The sequence below is a fragment of the Microbacterium sp. Leaf436 genome, from assembly GCF_001424715.1.
In the GTDB taxonomy this organism is placed as follows: Bacteria; Actinomycetota; Actinomycetes; order Actinomycetales; family Microbacteriaceae; genus Microbacterium.
Genome location: NZ_LMRB01000001.1, coordinates 474,420 through 489,659 on the forward strand (window position 1 = coordinate 474,420; position 15,240 = coordinate 489,659).

Below are 15,240 nucleotides of genomic sequence, written 5' to 3' on the forward strand. Positions count from 1 at the left end.
CCCGCTGATACTGGGACACACAGCACAGGTGCTCCCATCGAAGGGTCCGCCGACAACGTCGTCAGAAAGGCTGTCATGACTCAGCAACGTCGCCTCACGCGCATCGCAGGTCTTCTCGTTGTTCCCGCCGCCGCCGCCCTCGTTCTCGCCGGCTGCTCCGGCTCCGGCTCGGGCTCGGGCGACGGGAACGCCGACTCGTTCACCTTCACCTTCGCCACCTCGAACAACCTCGAGAGCCCCTACGAGGCGCTCGCGAAGGCGTACATGGAGGCGAACCCCGACATCACCATCACCACCAACCCCACCCCGAACGACAAGTACGGCGAGACCATCCGCACGCAGTTCCAGGCCGGTAACGCCTCCGACGTCGTGCAGACCACCCCCGGCTCGGGTGACGCCCGCGGTCTCGTCCCCCTCGCCGAGGCCGGCTTCCTCGAGCCGCTGGGCGACACCGCCACCTCGCTCGTCCCCTCCGGCAGCGAACCGCTGTTCGAGATCGACGGCAAGACCTACGGGCAGCCCATGGACTTCACCATCGGCGCCGTCGTCGCGAGCATGGGCACCGCCGCCCAGAACGGCATCGACGAGTGGCCGACCACGATGGACCAGTTCTACGCGGAGTGCGAGACGCTCACCGGGCAGGGGAAGTCCATGCTCGCCCTCGCCGGCGCGGCCGGCCCCAACGCCGGTCTGACCGCGCAGGGCATCGCCGCCACGCGCGTCTACGAGGTCGAGCCCGACTTCAACGCCGAGCGCGCCGCGGGCGACACGACCTTCGCCGAGAGCACCGGATGGAAGGACGCGCTGCAGACGATCATCGACCTGAAGGACCGTGGATGCTTCCAGCCCGGTGCCGAGGGCGGCGGCTTCGACGCCATCACCAACGGACTCGCGCAGGGCACCTCGATCGGCAGCTTCATCCCGTCGGGCTCCGCGGTCGAGATCGCGTCGGCGGCTCCCGCCGAGGCGAACTTCAAGGTGCAGCCGTTCCCGGCCGCCAAGGGAGAGAAGCCGTTCGTGCTCGCCAGCTCGAACTACACGATCTCGATCAACGCGAAGTCCGAGAAGAAGGATGCCGCGGCGGCCTTCGTCGAGTGGCTGTCCACGCCCGAAGCGCAGGAGAAGTACTACGAGGTGTCGGGCCTGCTGCCGATCTCGGAGTACAAGAACCTCGACCTCAGCGACACCATCTACTCCCCGATCGACGACATCCTCGCCGAGGGGTCCTACACGACACTCCCCAACAACGTGTGGCCCAACCCGGCCGTGTACGAGGCGCTGCAGGTGGGCGTGCAGGGACTGCTGACCGGTCAGACGCAGATCGATCAGGTGCTGCAGAACATGGACAACGCCTGGGGCGAGTGAGCCCGTTGGATGCCGACGACGAGACGATGACGAGAAGGACATGAGCACAACACTCCGAAGCGGACAACAGGTCGCTACCGAGACCGAGCGCGTGGTCCTTCCCCGGCGCGGGGGGCGCGGTCGCCGCGTTCCCCCGCCCCGCCGGTCGGGTCAGCTGAAGTTCGGCTACTGGTGGTGGGCACTGCCCGGCATCGTCTTCGTCCTCGGCATCCATTACCTCGCCACGGGGATCGGCGGCTTCTTCGCCTTCACGAACTGGACGGGGATCGGGGCCTTCGAGATCGTCGGTCTCGACAACTTCGTGCGGATCTTCCAGGACCCGACGAAGATCGGCGCCCTCGGGAACACCCTGTTCCTGGCCTTCGGCTCGGTCATCATCAGCAACATCCTGGGGCTGGGCATCGCGGTGGGCCTGAACCGCGGACTCAAGTCGCGGTACATCCTGCGCACGCTCTTCTTCATGCCGGTGGTGCTCAGCCCCCTCGCCACCTCGTACATCTGGAAGTTCATCTTCGACTTCAACGGCCCGCTGAACGTGATCCTGCGGGGAGCGGGGCTCGACTCCGTCGCCCGCGCCTGGATCGCCGACCCCACCTGGGCGATCTGGACCGTCCTGGTCGTGCTGGTGTGGCAGAACATCGGCTTCGCCATGGTGATCTACATGGCGGGACTGGCGGCCGTGCCGGTCGAGATCGAAGAGGCGGCGGCCATCGACGGCACCACCGTCTGGCAGCGCTTCTGGCACATCACGCTGCCCTCCATCCGCCCGGCGGTCGCCATCGCGACCACGCTCGGTCTCGTCAACGGTCTGCGCGTGTTCGATCAGATCATGGCCCTCACCGGCGGCGGACCTGCCGGGGCCACCGAGAACCTGGCCACGCAGGTCTACAAGCAGTCGTTCGCCCTGGGCAACTTCGGGTACGGCGCCGCCCTGGCGCTGCTGCTGACCGTGATCATCCTCGTCTTCGCCGTCATCCAGCAGCGCGCCACCGCCGAGCGCCCCGAGGAGAACTGACATGTTCCGCTACACCAAGCTCACCGCGTTGCGCGAGGTCGGCTTCTGGCTGGTCGCACTGGTCTTCCTCCTGCCGTTCTACTTCCTCGTCACCACGGCGCTGAAGTCCGACCGCGAGGTCATCACGTCGTCGACGCTCGCCCCGCCCTCGGCCCCGGACTTCGGCAACTTCGCCAAGGTCCTCACGGCCACCGGCAACGCGAACGTCATCCAGGGCCTGCTCAACAGCGTGATCATCACGGCCGGCAGCATCTTCCTCATGGTGCTGCTGGGCTCGCTCACCGGCTACGTGATCGCTCGCAGCACGCGGCGCTGGAGCCGCGGCGTCTACTACCTGTTCCTCGTCGCCATCATCCTGCCCACGCAACTGGGGACGGTCCCGCTGTACATCGGGGCGCGCTCGATCGGCCTGACCGGTTCGGTGTGGGGGATGATCCTGCTCTACAGCGGCATGCTGCTGCCGCTCGCGATCTTCCTCTACGCCGGGTTCTTCCGCGGCCTCGGCACCGAGTACGAGGAGGCCGCGACCATCGACGGCGCGAGCCGCACGCAGATCTTCTTCCAGGTCGTGCTTCCGCTGATGTCACCCGCGACCGGAACGGTGGCGATCCTCGCCGGCCTCATCGTGTGGAACGACTTCTTCACCTCGCTGATCTTCCTCGGGGGATCGGCGAACCAGACCCTGCCGGTCGCCATGTACTACTACATCGGTTCGCTGGTCTCGGCATGGAACCAGATCTTCGCGATCGTCATCGTCTCGATGATCCCGATCCTCGCCTTCTACCTCTTCGCCCAGAAGCGCTTCATCCAGGGCTTCGCCGGCGGCTTGAAGGGCTGACGCCTTCTCCTCGCGGGCTGAGCCCGCCCACAGCGATGCCGCGAAGCGCGGCATCCGTCGATCGTCGCGCCCGCGCCCCCCGAAAGGACACCCCGTGTACCAACTCGCCCCCAACATCGAGCTCCTCTTCACCGAGGCCGGCGACTACCACGACCGCGTGCGTGCGGCGGCGTCGGCGGGCTTCGACGCCGTGGAGATGTGGGGTCCGACCGGTGTCGACGCCCCCTCGACCCCCAAGGACCTGCCGGCATTGAAGGCCGCGCTCGAAGAGACCGGTGTGCAGCTGACCGCTCAGCTCGCCGAGCCCCGCACGCAGTTCATGATCCCGCCGTGGGACCACTCCGAGTTCTTCCGCAAGCTCGACGAGGGCGTCGAGATCGCCCGCGACCTGGGCTGCCCGCGCATGGTCGTGGGAAGCGGAACCGGCTTCGGCGGGTGGAAGCGCCAGGTGCAGCTCGACAAGCTCGTCGAGATCTACCAGAAGGCCATCGCCCAGATCGACGGATCGGGCATCGGCCTGGTACTCGAGCCGGTGAACGTGCGCGTCGACCACCCGGGGTCACTCCTGGACCGTACCTCGGAGGCCGTGTACGTCGCCCGCGGTGTCGCTTCGCCGCACTTCGGCGTGCTGTACGACATCTACCACTCGGCCGTCGAGGGCGAGGACATGCGGGCCGAGCTCGAGAACGCCGGCGACCTCGTGCACTACGTGCAGCTCGCCGACGCTCCCGGCCGCGGCGAGCCCGGCACCGGCGAGCTCGACTGGACCGAGCGTTTCGGGCTGCTCCGCGCCAGCGGTTACGACGGCCCGGTGGGCCTGGAGTACTACCCGACCACCGCGTCGGAGGCCTCGGTCGCCCACGTCGTCGAGATCGCGCGCTCGGCATGAGCGCCCGGCAGTACCCCGGTTCGGTCGACGTCGTCATCGTCGGCAGCGGTCCGACGGGAGCCGCGTACGCGCGGATCCTGTCGGAGCAGGCGCCGGGTGCGACCATCGCGATGTTCGAGGTCGGTCCGACCGTGTCGAACCCTCCCGGTGCGCACGTGAAGAACATCGCCGACCCCGCGGAGCGCGCCCGCGCGCAGGCGGCGTCGGAGGGCCCGGGGGAGCGCGGAGCCAAGGTCGCCAACCCCGGCGCGGCGAAGGCCGGGGTGCGCGGCGCACGGCCCGGAACCTACCTGCTCGACGACGGCTACGCGTTCGACGGTGAGGACGGCATGCCGGTCGCGGCGATGTCGAGCAACGTCGGCGGCATGTCGGCGCACTGGACGGGCGCCTGCCCGCGCCCGAACGACAGCGAGCGCATCGACTTCCTGCCCGACCTCGACGAGCTGCTCACCGAGGGCGAGCGGCTGCTCGGGGTGCGTACCGACGCGTTCGATGGGGCGCCCTTCGGCGCGATCGTGCGCGAGCGCCTCTCCGCGGCGGTCGACGAGGGCCGCGTGGAGGCCACGAGGGTGCAGCGGATGCCGCTGGCCGCGCATCGCCGCGACGACGGCCGCCTGGTGTGGTCGGGGTCCGACGTGGTGCTCGGCGACGTCACGCGCGAGAACCCCGGGTTCACGCTGATCGACGAGTCGCTCGTGACCTCGGTCGTGGTGACGGCGGGGCGGGCGGCGGGCGTGGTCGTGCGCGACCTGCGTTCGGGTGAGGAGCACGAGGTCGCGGCGCGATTCGTCGTGGTCGCCGCCGACGCCCTCCGCTCGCCGCAGCTGCTGTGGGCCTCGGGCGTGCGTCCCGACGCCCTCGGCCGCTACCTCAACGATCAGGCGCAGATCGTCTTCGCGGCCCGCCTACGCGACATGCCGCCGCTGGGCGCCGACGCGCCCGCCACGGGACTCGCCGAGTACAGCGGTGTCAGCTGGGTGCCCTTCATCGACGGCTCGCCCTTCCACGGGCAGATCATGCAGCTCGACGCCTCGCCGATCCCCCTCGCCGAAGACGATCCGGTCGTGCCGGGCTCGATCGTGGGGTTGGGGTTGTTCTGCGCGAAGGACCTGCAGGCCGACGACCGGGTGGCGTTCGACGACGCGCACGTCGACGGCTACGGGATGCCGGCCCCGCGCATCCACTACCGGCTCACCGCCCGCGACCACGAGGTCATCGAGCGGGCGCGGCACGAGATCGTGCGCCTGGGCGAGGCCGTCGGCGATCCTCTCGACAGTCGACCGTTCACGCTGCCCCCCGGATCGTCGCTGCACTACCAGGGGTCGACGCGGATGGGCGTCGCCGACGACGGCACGAGCGTGTGCGACACCGACAGTCAGGTGTGGGGCGTGCCGGGGCTCTTCGTGGCGGGAAACGGCGTCATCCCGACGTCGACGGCGTGCAATCCGACGCTCACCTCGGTGGCGTTGGCGGTGCGCGGAGCGCGGAGGATCGCGGCATCCCTCACCTGATTTCCTTGCTTATGCAGGAAACAGACATTAGAATGTAGAAATCAAGACAAAGAGGTCTGCGGCTTCGGTCGCACCGACGAGGAGGTCATCGTGATCCCGGATCGCATCATCGAGCAGGGGACGCTCACCGCCCGGAACGGGCGCGCGTCGGTGGAGGTGCGCCTGCCCTGGTACCGGGCGCTGCCGGCATCCTGCATCTCGGGAGCCACACTGACCGTCGACGGCGTCGAGGCGCCCGCCGACTCCCTGCGGTGGAGCATGAACGGCGAGGAGTTCACCTTCGCCGAGATGAAGACGAACACCGAGCAGTGGTGGTTCCCCACCGACTCCGCCGTCCTGTCGGGGGATGTCCCCGCGGATGCCGGAGAGCACGAGGTGCGCGTCGATCTCGAGCTCTACATCCCCTACATCATCATCGCCGACGACCAGGTGCTCCACATCGAGGAGCACGACACCAAGACGATGACCGCTCGCCAGGTCGAGGAGGCCCGCGCATGACCGCTCAGCAGAAGGGCACCCCCATCCAGGGCGTCACCCTCTACAGCTTCACCCGCGCCTTCCACGGCCGCGAGTACGACCTCGACCAGCTGATCCGCAAGACCGCGGCCGAAGGCTTCGGCCCGGGACTGGAGATCATCGGTTTCTCGAGCTTCCGCGGCTTCCCCGAGATCGACGACCGGTTCGCCGGCCGCTTCAACGACCTCATCGACGAGGTGGGGCTCGTGCGCACCTCGCTCGCGGTCAACGCCGACATCGGCCTGCGGCCCGACTCGCTCATGAACCAGGACGAGCTCCTCGCCTACATGCGCAGGCAGATCGCGGCGGCAGCGAAGCTCGGCTTCCCCATCGCCCGCGTGCAGATCTCGATCACCCCCGACTCGATGGAGGCCCTCGCCCCCATCGCCGAGGAGTACGGCGTCACGCTCGCCCTCGAGGTGCACGCCGACCAGTACGCCTCGCACCCGCGCATCCTCGCGCTCCGCGACCGCTACGAGAAGGTCGGGTCGCCCTTCCTCGGCTTCACGATGGACTGGGGTGCCACGGTCAGCGGCTTCGCCCCCTCGCTCATCGAGGCGTACCGCCGCCGCGGGGCCTCGGAGGAGCTTCTCTCGGCCGTCGTCGCCCTGTGGGACGAGTACTACGAGCAGGGCCCGCCGGCCGACCAGGCCGAGCACGGCCAGCGCTTCGGCCGCTTCATCGGACTCGGTCACCAGTACGGCCGCCCCGACCTCGGCATCGACTTCGGCATCAACGGCACCGGGCTCTTCGGCCCGGCGCGCGTCGACGACTGGCTCGAGATCATGCCGTGGGTGAAGCACGTGCACGGCAAGTTCTTCGGCATCGACGAGAACGGCCAAGAACCCTCGGTCCCCGTCGCCGACCTCATCACCCTGCTGGTGGACAACGGATACAGCGGCGCCGTCTCGAGCGAGTACGAGGGCTGGCACTGGAACCACTGGCAGAGCCCGTTCGAGATCATCCGGGGCGAGCAGCTCGTGCAGCGGACGGCGGCCGAAGCGGCCGGTTCGCGCATGATCACGGATGCCGCCGAGGCACGCCGCGCCCTCGACGCGCACCTCGCGCACGCCGTACGGGCCTGACCCCTCCCTTCGCGCACCCTCGCCCATCCCCTCTCCGCGCCCCCGCGCGCACCCGACTTCGCGCACGCACGTGCGCATCCCGAAAGGACCCCTCACATGAGTGACGGCATCGCCGGAACCGGCATCAAGCTCGGCACCACGCTCTACTCGATGACCAGCGAGTTCGCCGCGGGGCAGTACACCCCCGAGACGCTCATCAAAGAGGTGCACGACCAGGGCATCGGCCCGGGCGTCGAGTTCAACTTCGCGCAGCTGCTGCGCTCGTACCCCGACGTCGACGCCGACTTCGTGAAGCTCTGGTTCGACTCGCTCGAGAAGTACGGCCTCGAAGCCAGCGCCGTCGGGACGAACCTCGACATGGGCCGCCGCAAGAGCCGCGACATGACGCTCGACGAGGAGCACGACTTCCTCGCCCGTCAGCTGAAGGCCGCGCACACCCTCGGCTTCAAGAAGATCGTCATCCGCTCGCACGGCAAGGAGCTGCTGCGGAGCCTGCTCCCCCTCGCCGAGAAATACGACCAGAAGCTCGGGTACGAGATCCACGCCCCGTCGGGGCCCAACGACCCCAAGGTGCTCGAGATGCGCGAGATGTACGAGGAGCTGCAGTCGGACCGCCTCGGCTTCACCGCCGACTTCTCGTCGACCATGCACTCGCTGTCGCCGACGCTGCTGCGCACCCTCGGGCAGATGGGCATGGATGAGAAGCACTTCTCGGTCATGGACGAGATCTGGCACGAGCCCACGCCCATGCACGTACGCAACCAGAAGTTCGAGGACTACCTCTCGGGCGAGGGCGTCGACTTCCTGCGCTTCGGACCCTTCACACGTCTGGCCTTCAACATGCACGGTCTCGTCGCTCCGGAAGAGTGGCTCGACATCATGCCGCAGATCTTCCACGTGCACGCGAAGTTCTACGACATCGGCGCCGACGGCGAAGAGCCGGCCATGGACATCCCGCGCATCGTGAAGCAGTTCGTGCTCGGCGGGTACGAGGGCTACCTCTCGAGCGAGTGGGAAGGCCACGCGTTCAGCGACCTCGGCGAGAGCGACCCGATCGACCTCGTCAAGAAGCAGCACACGCTCATGCGCACGGCCATCGAAGACACCGTCGCGGAGCAGTCCGCCGCGCATCAGCCCGCCTGAACCGTCGCGCACACGAAGGAGTGAGCATGTCGAACACCGCCACAGAAGCATCCGTCGCCGATCTGATCGCCGAGGTCGCACGCCTGCGCGACCAGGTCGAGGCCGCCCACGCCCTGGCGCAGCGCGCCGAGGACCGCGGGCAGGTCGAGAACCTGTTCAACCGGTACATGTACCTGCACAACGCGTTCGAGGACGAGCAGATCATCCCGCTCTGGGTGAAGGAGGGCACCGAGGGCATCCGGGCGCGGTACACCAACGCCGGCCAGTACACGACCTGGCAGAGCGTCACCGACTACCACCGCGGACGCCCGCACCCCGAGGGCAAGCTCATCCTGCACTCGACGAACACCCCGGTCATCGAGGTGGCCGCCGACGGCGAGACCGCCAAGGGCGTCTGGATGATGGCGGGCACCGAGTCGGGCCTGACCGACCCGACCGTCGCCGAAGCGTTCCCCGACATGTACTCGCCCACCGAGGTGCTCGGCAAGAAGGTCTGGGCGCACTGGGTGTGGTGCAAGTACGCCATCGACTTCCGCAAACAGGACGGTGAGTGGAAGTTCTGGACCTTCCGCTGCTACGAGCTCGCCCGCGCCCCCTTCGAAGAGAACTGGGTCAGCTTCGGCCTGAAGAACCAGGGCGCGTTCGACCTCGATCTCATGTACTTCGGCGACGACGGCAAGCCCGTGTTCATGCCGCCGGCCGATGAGCCGGTGCGCGACACCAACCACCCCTACAGCCCCGAGACCACGCAGAAGCTCGAGCCGGTGCCGCCCGTCGCGCACGCGAGCTTCACCGACACGTTCGCCTAGGAGACACCATGGCCACCCACAACTCCCTCTTCGCCGAGAAAGACGTCCGACGCACCGACGACGGCCTCGCCGTCTCGGTGCAGCTGCCCTGGTACCGCAGCCTCTGGCTGTCGGCCGTCGACAACGTCGGCGTCACGGTGAACGGCGTCGCCGTCGCCGCCGACGACCTGCGCTTCTCGCTCGAGGGCCGCGAGTACCGGATCGAAGAACTGCCCGAGCAGTCCGAGACGCTCTGGTTCGTCGCCGACCGCCCCGACGTGCTCATCCACCTCGACACCCCGCCGGCGGCGGGCGAGACCGTCACCGTCGAGGTCGTCCTGACCATGCGTCTGCTCTACATGCAGATCATGCCGGGCGCCGACGGCGGCCCCGGCCGCTACGTCACCAACCGCGTCCCTGTCGAGCGCGAACTGGTCCTGGCATGACGAACGCCCAGCCCCTCCGCGTGGCCATGATCGGCTACGGCTTCATGGGCGCCGCCCACTCCGTCGGGTGGCGCCAGGCGCCGCGTATGTTCGACCTGCCGCGCGCGGTCGAGATGACCGTGGTCGTCGGACGCAACGCGGATGCCGTGGCCTCGGCCGCCGCGAAATGGGGCTGGGCCGAGTCGGCCACCGACTGGCGCGAGGTCATCGCGCGCGACGACATCGACATCGTCGACATCGTCACGCCCGGGGAATCCCACGCCGAGATCGCGATCGCCGCCCTCGAGGCCGGTAAGCATGTGCTCTGCGAGAAGCCGCTGGCCAACACCGTGGCCGAAGCCGAAGCGATGGCCGAGGCGGCCGGGCGCGCCCGGGCTCGTGGCGTCCGGTCGATGGTGGGCTTCACCTACCGCCGGGTTCCCGCCGTCACACTGCTGCGCGACATGATCGCCGAGGGAGCCGTCGGCACCGTGCAGCAGGTGCGCGCGGCATACCGCCAGGACTGGCTCGTCGATCCCGAGACGCCGCTCGCCTGGCGTCTGCAGAAGGAGCACGCCGGCTCCGGGGCGCTCGGCGACATCGGCGCGCACATCATCGACATGACGCAGTTCGTGACCGACCTCGGGGTGGAGAGGGTCTCGGGCACGATCGACACGATCGTGGCCGAACGACCCCTGCCCACCGACGGGTCGATGGGACTGTCGAAGGGGGCGGGGGGCATCGAGAGAGGCGCCGTCACCGTCGACGACGTCGCCCTCTTCACCGGACGCCTCACGAACGGCGCACTCGTCTCGTTCGAAGCGACGCGCTTCGCGACCGGCCGCAAGAACGCCCTGACCATCGAGGTGTCGGGTGATCGCGGCGCGCTCGCGTTCGACCTCGAAGACCTCAACAGCCTGCGGTTCTACGACCGCACCGCCCCCGAGGGGCGCCAGGGCTTCACCCAGGTGCTCGTCACCGAGCCGCAGCATCCCTACGTCTCGGCGTGGTGGCCCGCCGGCCACATGCTCGGCTACGAGCACGGCTTCAGCCACCAGGTCGTCGACCTCGTCGAGGCGATCGCCGCCGGCACCGACCCCCACCCCTCGTTCGACGACGGCCTGCGCGTGCAGCGCGTGCTCGACGCCGTCGAGCGCAGCAGTGCCGCCGACTCCGCGTGGACGCGCGTCGGCTCGCCCGTTCCCGCTCTCTGAAAGGACCGCCGCCATGGCCCGCCCCATCACTCTGTTCACCGGCCAGTGGGCCGACCTGCCCTTCGAAGAGGTCGCCCGCCTGGCGGGCGAGTGGGGCTACGACGGCCTCGAGATCGCCTGCTGGGGCGACCACATCGACGTCTCGCGCTGGGACGATGCCGACTACGTGCAGTCGCGCCTCGACATCCTCGAGAAGAACGGCCTGAAGGTCTGGACGATCTCCAACCACCTCGTCGGCCAGGCCGTCTGCGACGATCCCATCGACGAGCGGCACCACGACATCGTGCCCTCCCGCGTCTGGGGCGACGGGGACGCCGAGGGCGTGCGGCAGCGTGCGGCGGAAGACCTCAAGAACACGGCACGGTTCGCCGCGAAGCTCGGGGTCACGACGGTCACCGGCTTCACCGGGTCGAGCATCTGGAAGTACGTGGCGATGTTCCCGCCCGCCTCCGACGCCATGATCGAGCGCGGCTACGAGGACTTCGCCGCGCGCTGGCATCCGATCCTCGACGTGTTCGAAGAGGTCGGCGTGCGCTTCGCGCTCGAGGTGCACCCCTCCGAGATCGCCTACGACTACTGGACCGCGAAGAAGACCCTCGAGGCCATCGGCCACCGCTCGAGCTTCGGCTTCAACTTCGACCCGTCGCACTTCGTCTGGCAGCAGCTCGACTCGGTCGCGTTCGTGCTCGACTTCGCCGATCACATCTTCCACGTGCACTGCAAGGAATCCACGACGAACCTCGACGGTCGCAACGGCGTCCTCGGCTCGCACCTCTCGTGGGACAACCCGCGCCGCGGGTGGACCTTCGTCTCGACCGGGCACGGCGACGTGCCGTGGGAGCCGCTCTTCCGCGCGCTCAACGCCATCGGCTACGACGGACCCACGAGCGTGGAGTGGGAGGACGCCGGAATGGACCGCCTCGTCGGCGGCCCCGAGGCGCTCGCCTTCGTGCGCAAGCTCGGCGAGATCACCCCGCCGCACCAGCTGTTCGACGCCGCGTTCTCCTCGAAAGGCTGACCCGTGACCGACACCCTGAAGGTCCTGATCCTCTCGGGGCACATGACGATCGAGCACGACAACGCGCACCGCAGCTTCCGCCTGCACAACCAGTGGATCACCACGCTCCTCGAGGACACCGGGCGCTTCACCGTCCGCGTCGTGGAGGATCCCCGCGGTCTTCCCGCGAGCATCATCGACAAGTACGACGTGCTCATCGTCATCTTCGAGGGCCGCGACGGCTACCACGACATCGCCACCGGGTTCGGCGGCGAGACGGATGCCGCGATCCTGCGCTTCGTGCACGACGAGGGCAAGGGCATCGTGTGGTTCCACGGTTCCGCCGCTCAAGAGGACCGCTGGGGGTACCCCGAGGAGTACAACGTCATGCGCGGAGCCAAGCTCAGCGCGTGGGAGACGGGCCTACGCCCCCGCCCGTGGGGCGAGGCGCAGCTGCACACGACCGAGCCGCGGCATCCGATCACCGAGGGCATCAACGAGACCTGGACCGTCACCGGCGACGACATCCTCGTCGGGGTGCAGATGTACGACGGTGCCCAGGTGCTGCTCACGACCTTCGACGACCTCGAGGCGTACGAGAAGGCGCCCGTGTGGCCGATGTCGCACTACCCGGTGGACATCCCCGAGGGCGGCATCGCGGCGCTCCCCGGCATCAACACCGAGCAGCCCCTCGCCTGGATCAACGAGTACGGCGCGGGTCGGTCGTTCACCATCACGATCGGCCACGACATCGACACGTTCCGTCGCATCGAGTTCATCCGCATGTTCCCGCGGGGCGTCGAGTGGGCGGCGACCGGAGAGGTCTCGCTGACCGGGCCCGATCGTCGCGGTGACCGCCGCATCAACCCGTGGCCGTACTACCACGGCGAGCGGTGATGCTCGGCGTCGGCATCCTCGGCGCCGGCGGGATCGCTGAACGCGCGATGGTCGAGCCGGCCCGAGGCGTCGACGGGGTCGGGGTCGTGGCGATCGGCGCGCGCGATCCCGAGCGGGCGCGGGCCTTCGCCGACCGTCTCGACCTGCGCGCGTGGGGTGATTACGACGCCGTCCTGGCCGACCCCCGCGTCGACCTCGTCTACCTGGCCCTGCCGCCCGTCGTGCACGCCAAGTGGGCGACGCGGGCGCTGGCCGCGGGTAAACACGTGCTGTGCGAGAAGCCGCTCTCGGCGAACGGCACCACGGCCGCGGCGATCGCCGATGCGGCGGATGCCGCCGGGCGCCGCGCCTTCGTCGGGTTCCACTACCGCCTGCACGGGTTCATCGCCGACCTTCTCGACACGATCGGTTCGGGCGTGCTCGGCGAGGTGAAGCTGGTGGAGATCGACTTCAGCATTCCGCACTTCGTCGTGCAGCCCGGGAACATCCGCCTCGACGGCGACCTGGCCGGCGGAGCGGTCATGGACGTGGGCTGCTACGCCGTCGACCTGCTGCGCGCGGCGTGGGGCGAGCCCGAGGTGGTGTCGGCCACGGCGCAGATCTCCGACGCCGATCCGCGGATCGACCTGCAGACCGATGCCGAGCTGCGCCTGCCCGGTGGCATCCCCGCCCTGCTGCGCGCCTCGTTCCTCGGCGACGACGCGGGGGCGATGTGGGTGCGGGTCGATGGCAGCGCCGCATCGCTCTGGGCGACGAGCGTGATCGTGCCGCAGTGGGGGGCGACCCTCACGGTGACCTCGACCGACGGTTCCGTGCTGCGCTCGGTCGCCGCGGACCCCGACGAGAACAGCTACGCGCGCCAGCTCGAGCACCTCGTCACGGTGCTGGGTGACGGGTCGCCGAGCATCCTCGACGCCCGCCGCGGCGTGGGGACGATGCGGGTGGTCGACGAGATCTACCGAGCCGCCGGACTGCAGCCGCGCTGACGGGGCGCCATGAGTCGCCGCGATCTGTCGCTCGCGCGCCCACCTGAGCGACAGATCGTGGCGACTCGCCGGAGCTCAGGCGGGAGCGAGCACCGTGCGAGCGAGGGCCAGGTGCCGTTCGGTCATCTCCCACGGGTCGTCGTCGAGCCACTCCTGACCGCCCCACTCGCTGCAGAGCGTGCCGGCGAAGCCCGTGGCGCGCAGCGCCCGCCCCACCTCGCGGATCGGCGTCGACACGCGCCCGTCGGCGTCGTCGAGATCCCAGAACTTCAGGTGCAGCGCCCCGAGCAGGGGCAGAACGGATGCCAGGTCGGCCACGTTCGAGCGGCCGAAGCGCACCAGCAGGTTCATGTAGAGCGTGTGCACCAGGCCCGGCACCCCGCCGGAGCGGAGCACGTCGATCACCGCGCCGTGGGTGGCGGGGTCGCGCCACTCGTCTCGCAGGCGCCGCACGAGATCCGCGGGGAGGCCGCCGCGCTCGAGCTTCTCGAGGTAGGTGACCGGCAGGGCCGGCATGAGCATGCTGATGTCGAGCAGCAACCGCACGCGCGGGGTGTCGAGTTCGGCGATGCGGTCGTACGCGGCGGCCGTGCCCGGGTCGGTCGGGGTCTGATGCCCCTGCGCCTCTTCGTACAGCACGAGGTCGAGCTCGTCGAGCAGGGGGACGAGGCCCGCGAGCAGCGGTCCGGCCTGTCCGATGGGCAGGCGCACGCCCGCGGCTCCCGCGCTCGCCGCGGCGCGCAGCTGCGGTGCGAGGAACGCGCGGCGCTCGGCGTCGGTGCGTCGGCGCCCGCGCGTGAACTCGTCGATGCTCACGCCCACGATGCTCACACGCCCTCCCGCGGCGGCGAGCCGGTCGTGGAACGCCGTCGTCTCGGCGGCGGGCGGGTCGGGGAACCCGCGCCACATCTGGCCCAGCTCGATCTCGATGGCCGTCGCGATGCCGCGCTCCACGAGCGTGAGGGCGAGGTCGGGGGCCGAGCGCTCGGCGCGAACGACCTCGGGGGTGACGTTGAAGGCGCTCGCCGCCAGCGTCCACTCCGCGGGAATCGTCATGACAGCCCCTCCGCATCGCGCGCCGCATCGCCCGCCGCATCCCGCGCCACATCGGGGGTCACATCGCGCGCCACATCGCGCGACACGCTCGACGCCGTCGCGTCCCTCTCCAGCTCCCTCGTGAAGACGAACGGCAGACGCAGGGGATCGTCCGCCCCGCCGGGCAGGTACGGGATCTCGAGCCGGAACGACACCGACACCTCGTGGATGCCGGGGGTCGTGGCATCCGGGATTTCCAATACGACGCGATCCTGCAGGTACCACCACCCTTCTTCATCGGCGAGGTCGGCCGCGGCGAGGCGGCGATCGCCGAGCACGACGACCGGATCGTATCGACGGCCTCCGACATGCACGACGGGGTCGAGCAGGCTCGCGAGCGGCAGGGAACGGATCCACGGCAGGGACAGTCGCACCTCGGTGCCGGAGGTGGCGCCGGACCCGTCGCCGGAGCGTTCGGGAGACGAGCTCAGGGCGTCGTCGCGCAGAGCGGAAAGGGTCATGGCGGGCACGTCCTC

The 15,240-nt window shown here is 69.3% G+C and carries 16 protein-coding genes; 14 read left to right on the forward strand and 2 right to left on the reverse strand.

Annotated elements, in window-relative coordinates; genetic code table 11:
* Positions 1–75: 75 nt before the first annotated feature.
* The 14 genes from ASG45_RS02190 (at position 76) to ASG45_RS02255 (ending at position 13,669) form a co-directional block, all read left to right on the forward strand.
* Positions 76–1,365, forward strand: a complete 1,290-nt coding sequence (locus ASG45_RS02190) for an extracellular solute-binding protein (RefSeq protein WP_055832555.1) — start codon at positions 76–78, stop codon at positions 1,363–1,365.
* Positions 1,366–1,405: 40 nt separating this feature from the next.
* The gene (locus ASG45_RS02195; protein WP_055832557.1) at positions 1,406–2,380 is read left to right on the forward strand and encodes a carbohydrate ABC transporter permease; all 975 of its coding nucleotides are present in this window, start codon (positions 1,406–1,408) and stop codon (positions 2,378–2,380) included.
* A gap of 1 nt (position 2,381) precedes the next feature.
* Positions 2,382–3,218 carry a carbohydrate ABC transporter permease gene (locus tag ASG45_RS02200; protein WP_055832560.1) on the forward strand — a complete coding sequence of 279 codons (837 nt, stop codon included), beginning with the start codon at positions 2,382–2,384 and terminating at the stop codon, positions 3,216–3,218.
* 94 nt (positions 3,219–3,312) lie between these two features.
* Positions 3,313–4,107 (forward strand): TIM barrel protein, encoded by a 795-nt coding sequence (locus ASG45_RS02205; RefSeq protein WP_055832561.1) that lies wholly within the window; start codon positions 3,313–3,315, stop codon positions 4,105–4,107.
* Complete coding sequence (locus tag ASG45_RS02210; RefSeq protein ID WP_055832563.1) at positions 4,104–5,618, forward strand: GMC oxidoreductase; 1,515 nt, start codon at positions 4,104–4,106, stop codon at positions 5,616–5,618. Before ASG45_RS02205 ends, ASG45_RS02210 begins: the two co-directional genes overlap by 4 nt.
* A gap of 90 nt (positions 5,619–5,708) precedes the next feature.
* On the forward strand, positions 5,709–6,116 hold the full coding sequence (locus ASG45_RS02215) for a C-glycoside deglycosidase beta subunit domain-containing protein (protein WP_055832566.1): 408 nt from the start codon (positions 5,709–5,711) through the stop codon (positions 6,114–6,116).
* Complete coding sequence (locus ASG45_RS02220) at positions 6,113–7,219, forward strand: sugar phosphate isomerase/epimerase family protein (RefSeq protein WP_055832568.1); 1,107 nt, start codon at positions 6,113–6,115, stop codon at positions 7,217–7,219. The genes ASG45_RS02215 and ASG45_RS02220 overlap by 4 nt, the downstream gene beginning before the upstream one ends.
* A 96-nt stretch (positions 7,220–7,315) precedes the next feature.
* The gene (locus ASG45_RS02225) at positions 7,316–8,362 is read left to right on the forward strand and encodes a sugar phosphate isomerase/epimerase family protein (RefSeq protein WP_055832571.1); all 1,047 of its coding nucleotides are present in this window, start codon (positions 7,316–7,318) and stop codon (positions 8,360–8,362) included.
* Positions 8,363–8,388: 26 nt separating this feature from the next.
* Positions 8,389–9,171: a nuclear transport factor 2 family protein gene (locus ASG45_RS02230; protein ID WP_055832574.1), complete on the forward strand. Its 783-nt coding sequence runs from the start codon at positions 8,389–8,391 to the stop codon at positions 9,169–9,171.
* Positions 9,172–9,179: 8 nt separating this feature from the next.
* Positions 9,180–9,596, forward strand: a complete 417-nt coding sequence (locus ASG45_RS02235) for a C-glycoside deglycosidase beta subunit domain-containing protein (RefSeq protein WP_055832576.1) — start codon at positions 9,180–9,182, stop codon at positions 9,594–9,596.
* Entirely contained in the window at positions 9,593–10,789 is a 1,197-nt protein-coding gene (locus ASG45_RS02240; protein ID WP_235561547.1) for a Gfo/Idh/MocA family protein, read from the forward strand. The genes ASG45_RS02235 and ASG45_RS02240 overlap by 4 nt, the downstream gene beginning before the upstream one ends.
* 13 nt (positions 10,790–10,802) lie before the next feature.
* Positions 10,803–11,807: a sugar phosphate isomerase/epimerase family protein gene (locus ASG45_RS02245; RefSeq protein ID WP_055832578.1), complete on the forward strand. Its 1,005-nt coding sequence runs from the start codon at positions 10,803–10,805 to the stop codon at positions 11,805–11,807.
* 3 nt (positions 11,808–11,810) lie between these two features.
* Positions 11,811–12,683 (forward strand): ThuA domain-containing protein, encoded by an 873-nt coding sequence (locus ASG45_RS02250; RefSeq protein WP_055832580.1) that lies wholly within the window; start codon positions 11,811–11,813, stop codon positions 12,681–12,683.
* A complete protein-coding gene (locus ASG45_RS02255; RefSeq protein WP_235561548.1) occupies positions 12,656–13,669 on the forward strand; it encodes a Gfo/Idh/MocA family protein in 1,014 nt (337 codons plus the stop codon). Before ASG45_RS02250 ends, ASG45_RS02255 begins: the two co-directional genes overlap by 28 nt.
* Positions 13,670–13,744: 75 nt before the next feature.
* Here ASG45_RS02255 and ASG45_RS02260 read toward each other — a convergent pair whose 3' ends face one another.
* The gene (locus ASG45_RS02260) at positions 13,745–14,725 is read right to left on the reverse strand and encodes a hypothetical protein (protein WP_055832585.1); all 981 of its coding nucleotides are present in this window, start codon (positions 14,723–14,725) and stop codon (positions 13,745–13,747) included.
* The gene (locus tag ASG45_RS02265) at positions 14,722–15,225 is read right to left on the reverse strand and encodes a hypothetical protein (protein WP_055832587.1); all 504 of its coding nucleotides are present in this window, start codon (positions 15,223–15,225) and stop codon (positions 14,722–14,724) included. The genes ASG45_RS02260 and ASG45_RS02265 overlap by 4 nt, the downstream gene beginning before the upstream one ends.
* Positions 15,226–15,240 lie beyond the last annotated feature (15 nt).

What these genes read in the sequence shown, in the direction of transcription:
- ASG45_RS02190 (WP_055832555.1), top strand. Translation starts at nt 76, where the DNA reads ATGACTCAGCAACGTCGCCTCACGCGCATCGCAGGTCTTCTCGTTGTT.
- ASG45_RS02195 (WP_055832557.1), top strand. Translation starts at nt 1,406, where the DNA reads ATGAGCACAACACTCCGAAGCGGACAACAGGTCGCTACCGAGACCGAG.
- ASG45_RS02200 (WP_055832560.1), top strand. Translation starts at nt 2,382, where the DNA reads ATGTTCCGCTACACCAAGCTCACCGCGTTGCGCGAGGTCGGCTTCTGG.
- ASG45_RS02210 (WP_055832563.1), top strand. Translation starts at nt 4,104, where the DNA reads ATGAGCGCCCGGCAGTACCCCGGTTCGGTCGACGTCGTCATCGTCGGC.
- ASG45_RS02220 (WP_055832568.1), top strand. Translation starts at nt 6,113, where the DNA reads ATGACCGCTCAGCAGAAGGGCACCCCCATCCAGGGCGTCACCCTCTAC.
- ASG45_RS02225 (WP_055832571.1), top strand. Translation starts at nt 7,316, where the DNA reads ATGAGTGACGGCATCGCCGGAACCGGCATCAAGCTCGGCACCACGCTC.
- ASG45_RS02230 (WP_055832574.1), top strand. Translation starts at nt 8,389, where the DNA reads ATGTCGAACACCGCCACAGAAGCATCCGTCGCCGATCTGATCGCCGAG.
- ASG45_RS02235 (WP_055832576.1), top strand. Translation starts at nt 9,180, where the DNA reads ATGGCCACCCACAACTCCCTCTTCGCCGAGAAAGACGTCCGACGCACC.
- ASG45_RS02240 (WP_235561547.1), top strand. Translation starts at nt 9,593, where the DNA reads ATGACGAACGCCCAGCCCCTCCGCGTGGCCATGATCGGCTACGGCTTC.
- ASG45_RS02245 (WP_055832578.1), top strand. Translation starts at nt 10,803, where the DNA reads ATGGCCCGCCCCATCACTCTGTTCACCGGCCAGTGGGCCGACCTGCCC.
- ASG45_RS02260 (WP_055832585.1), bottom strand. Translation starts at nt 14,725, where the DNA reads ATGACGATTCCCGCGGAGTGGACGCTGGCGGCGAGCGCCTTCAACGTC.
- ASG45_RS02265 (WP_055832587.1), bottom strand. Translation starts at nt 15,225, where the DNA reads ATGACCCTTTCCGCTCTGCGCGACGACGCCCTGAGCTCGTCTCCCGAA.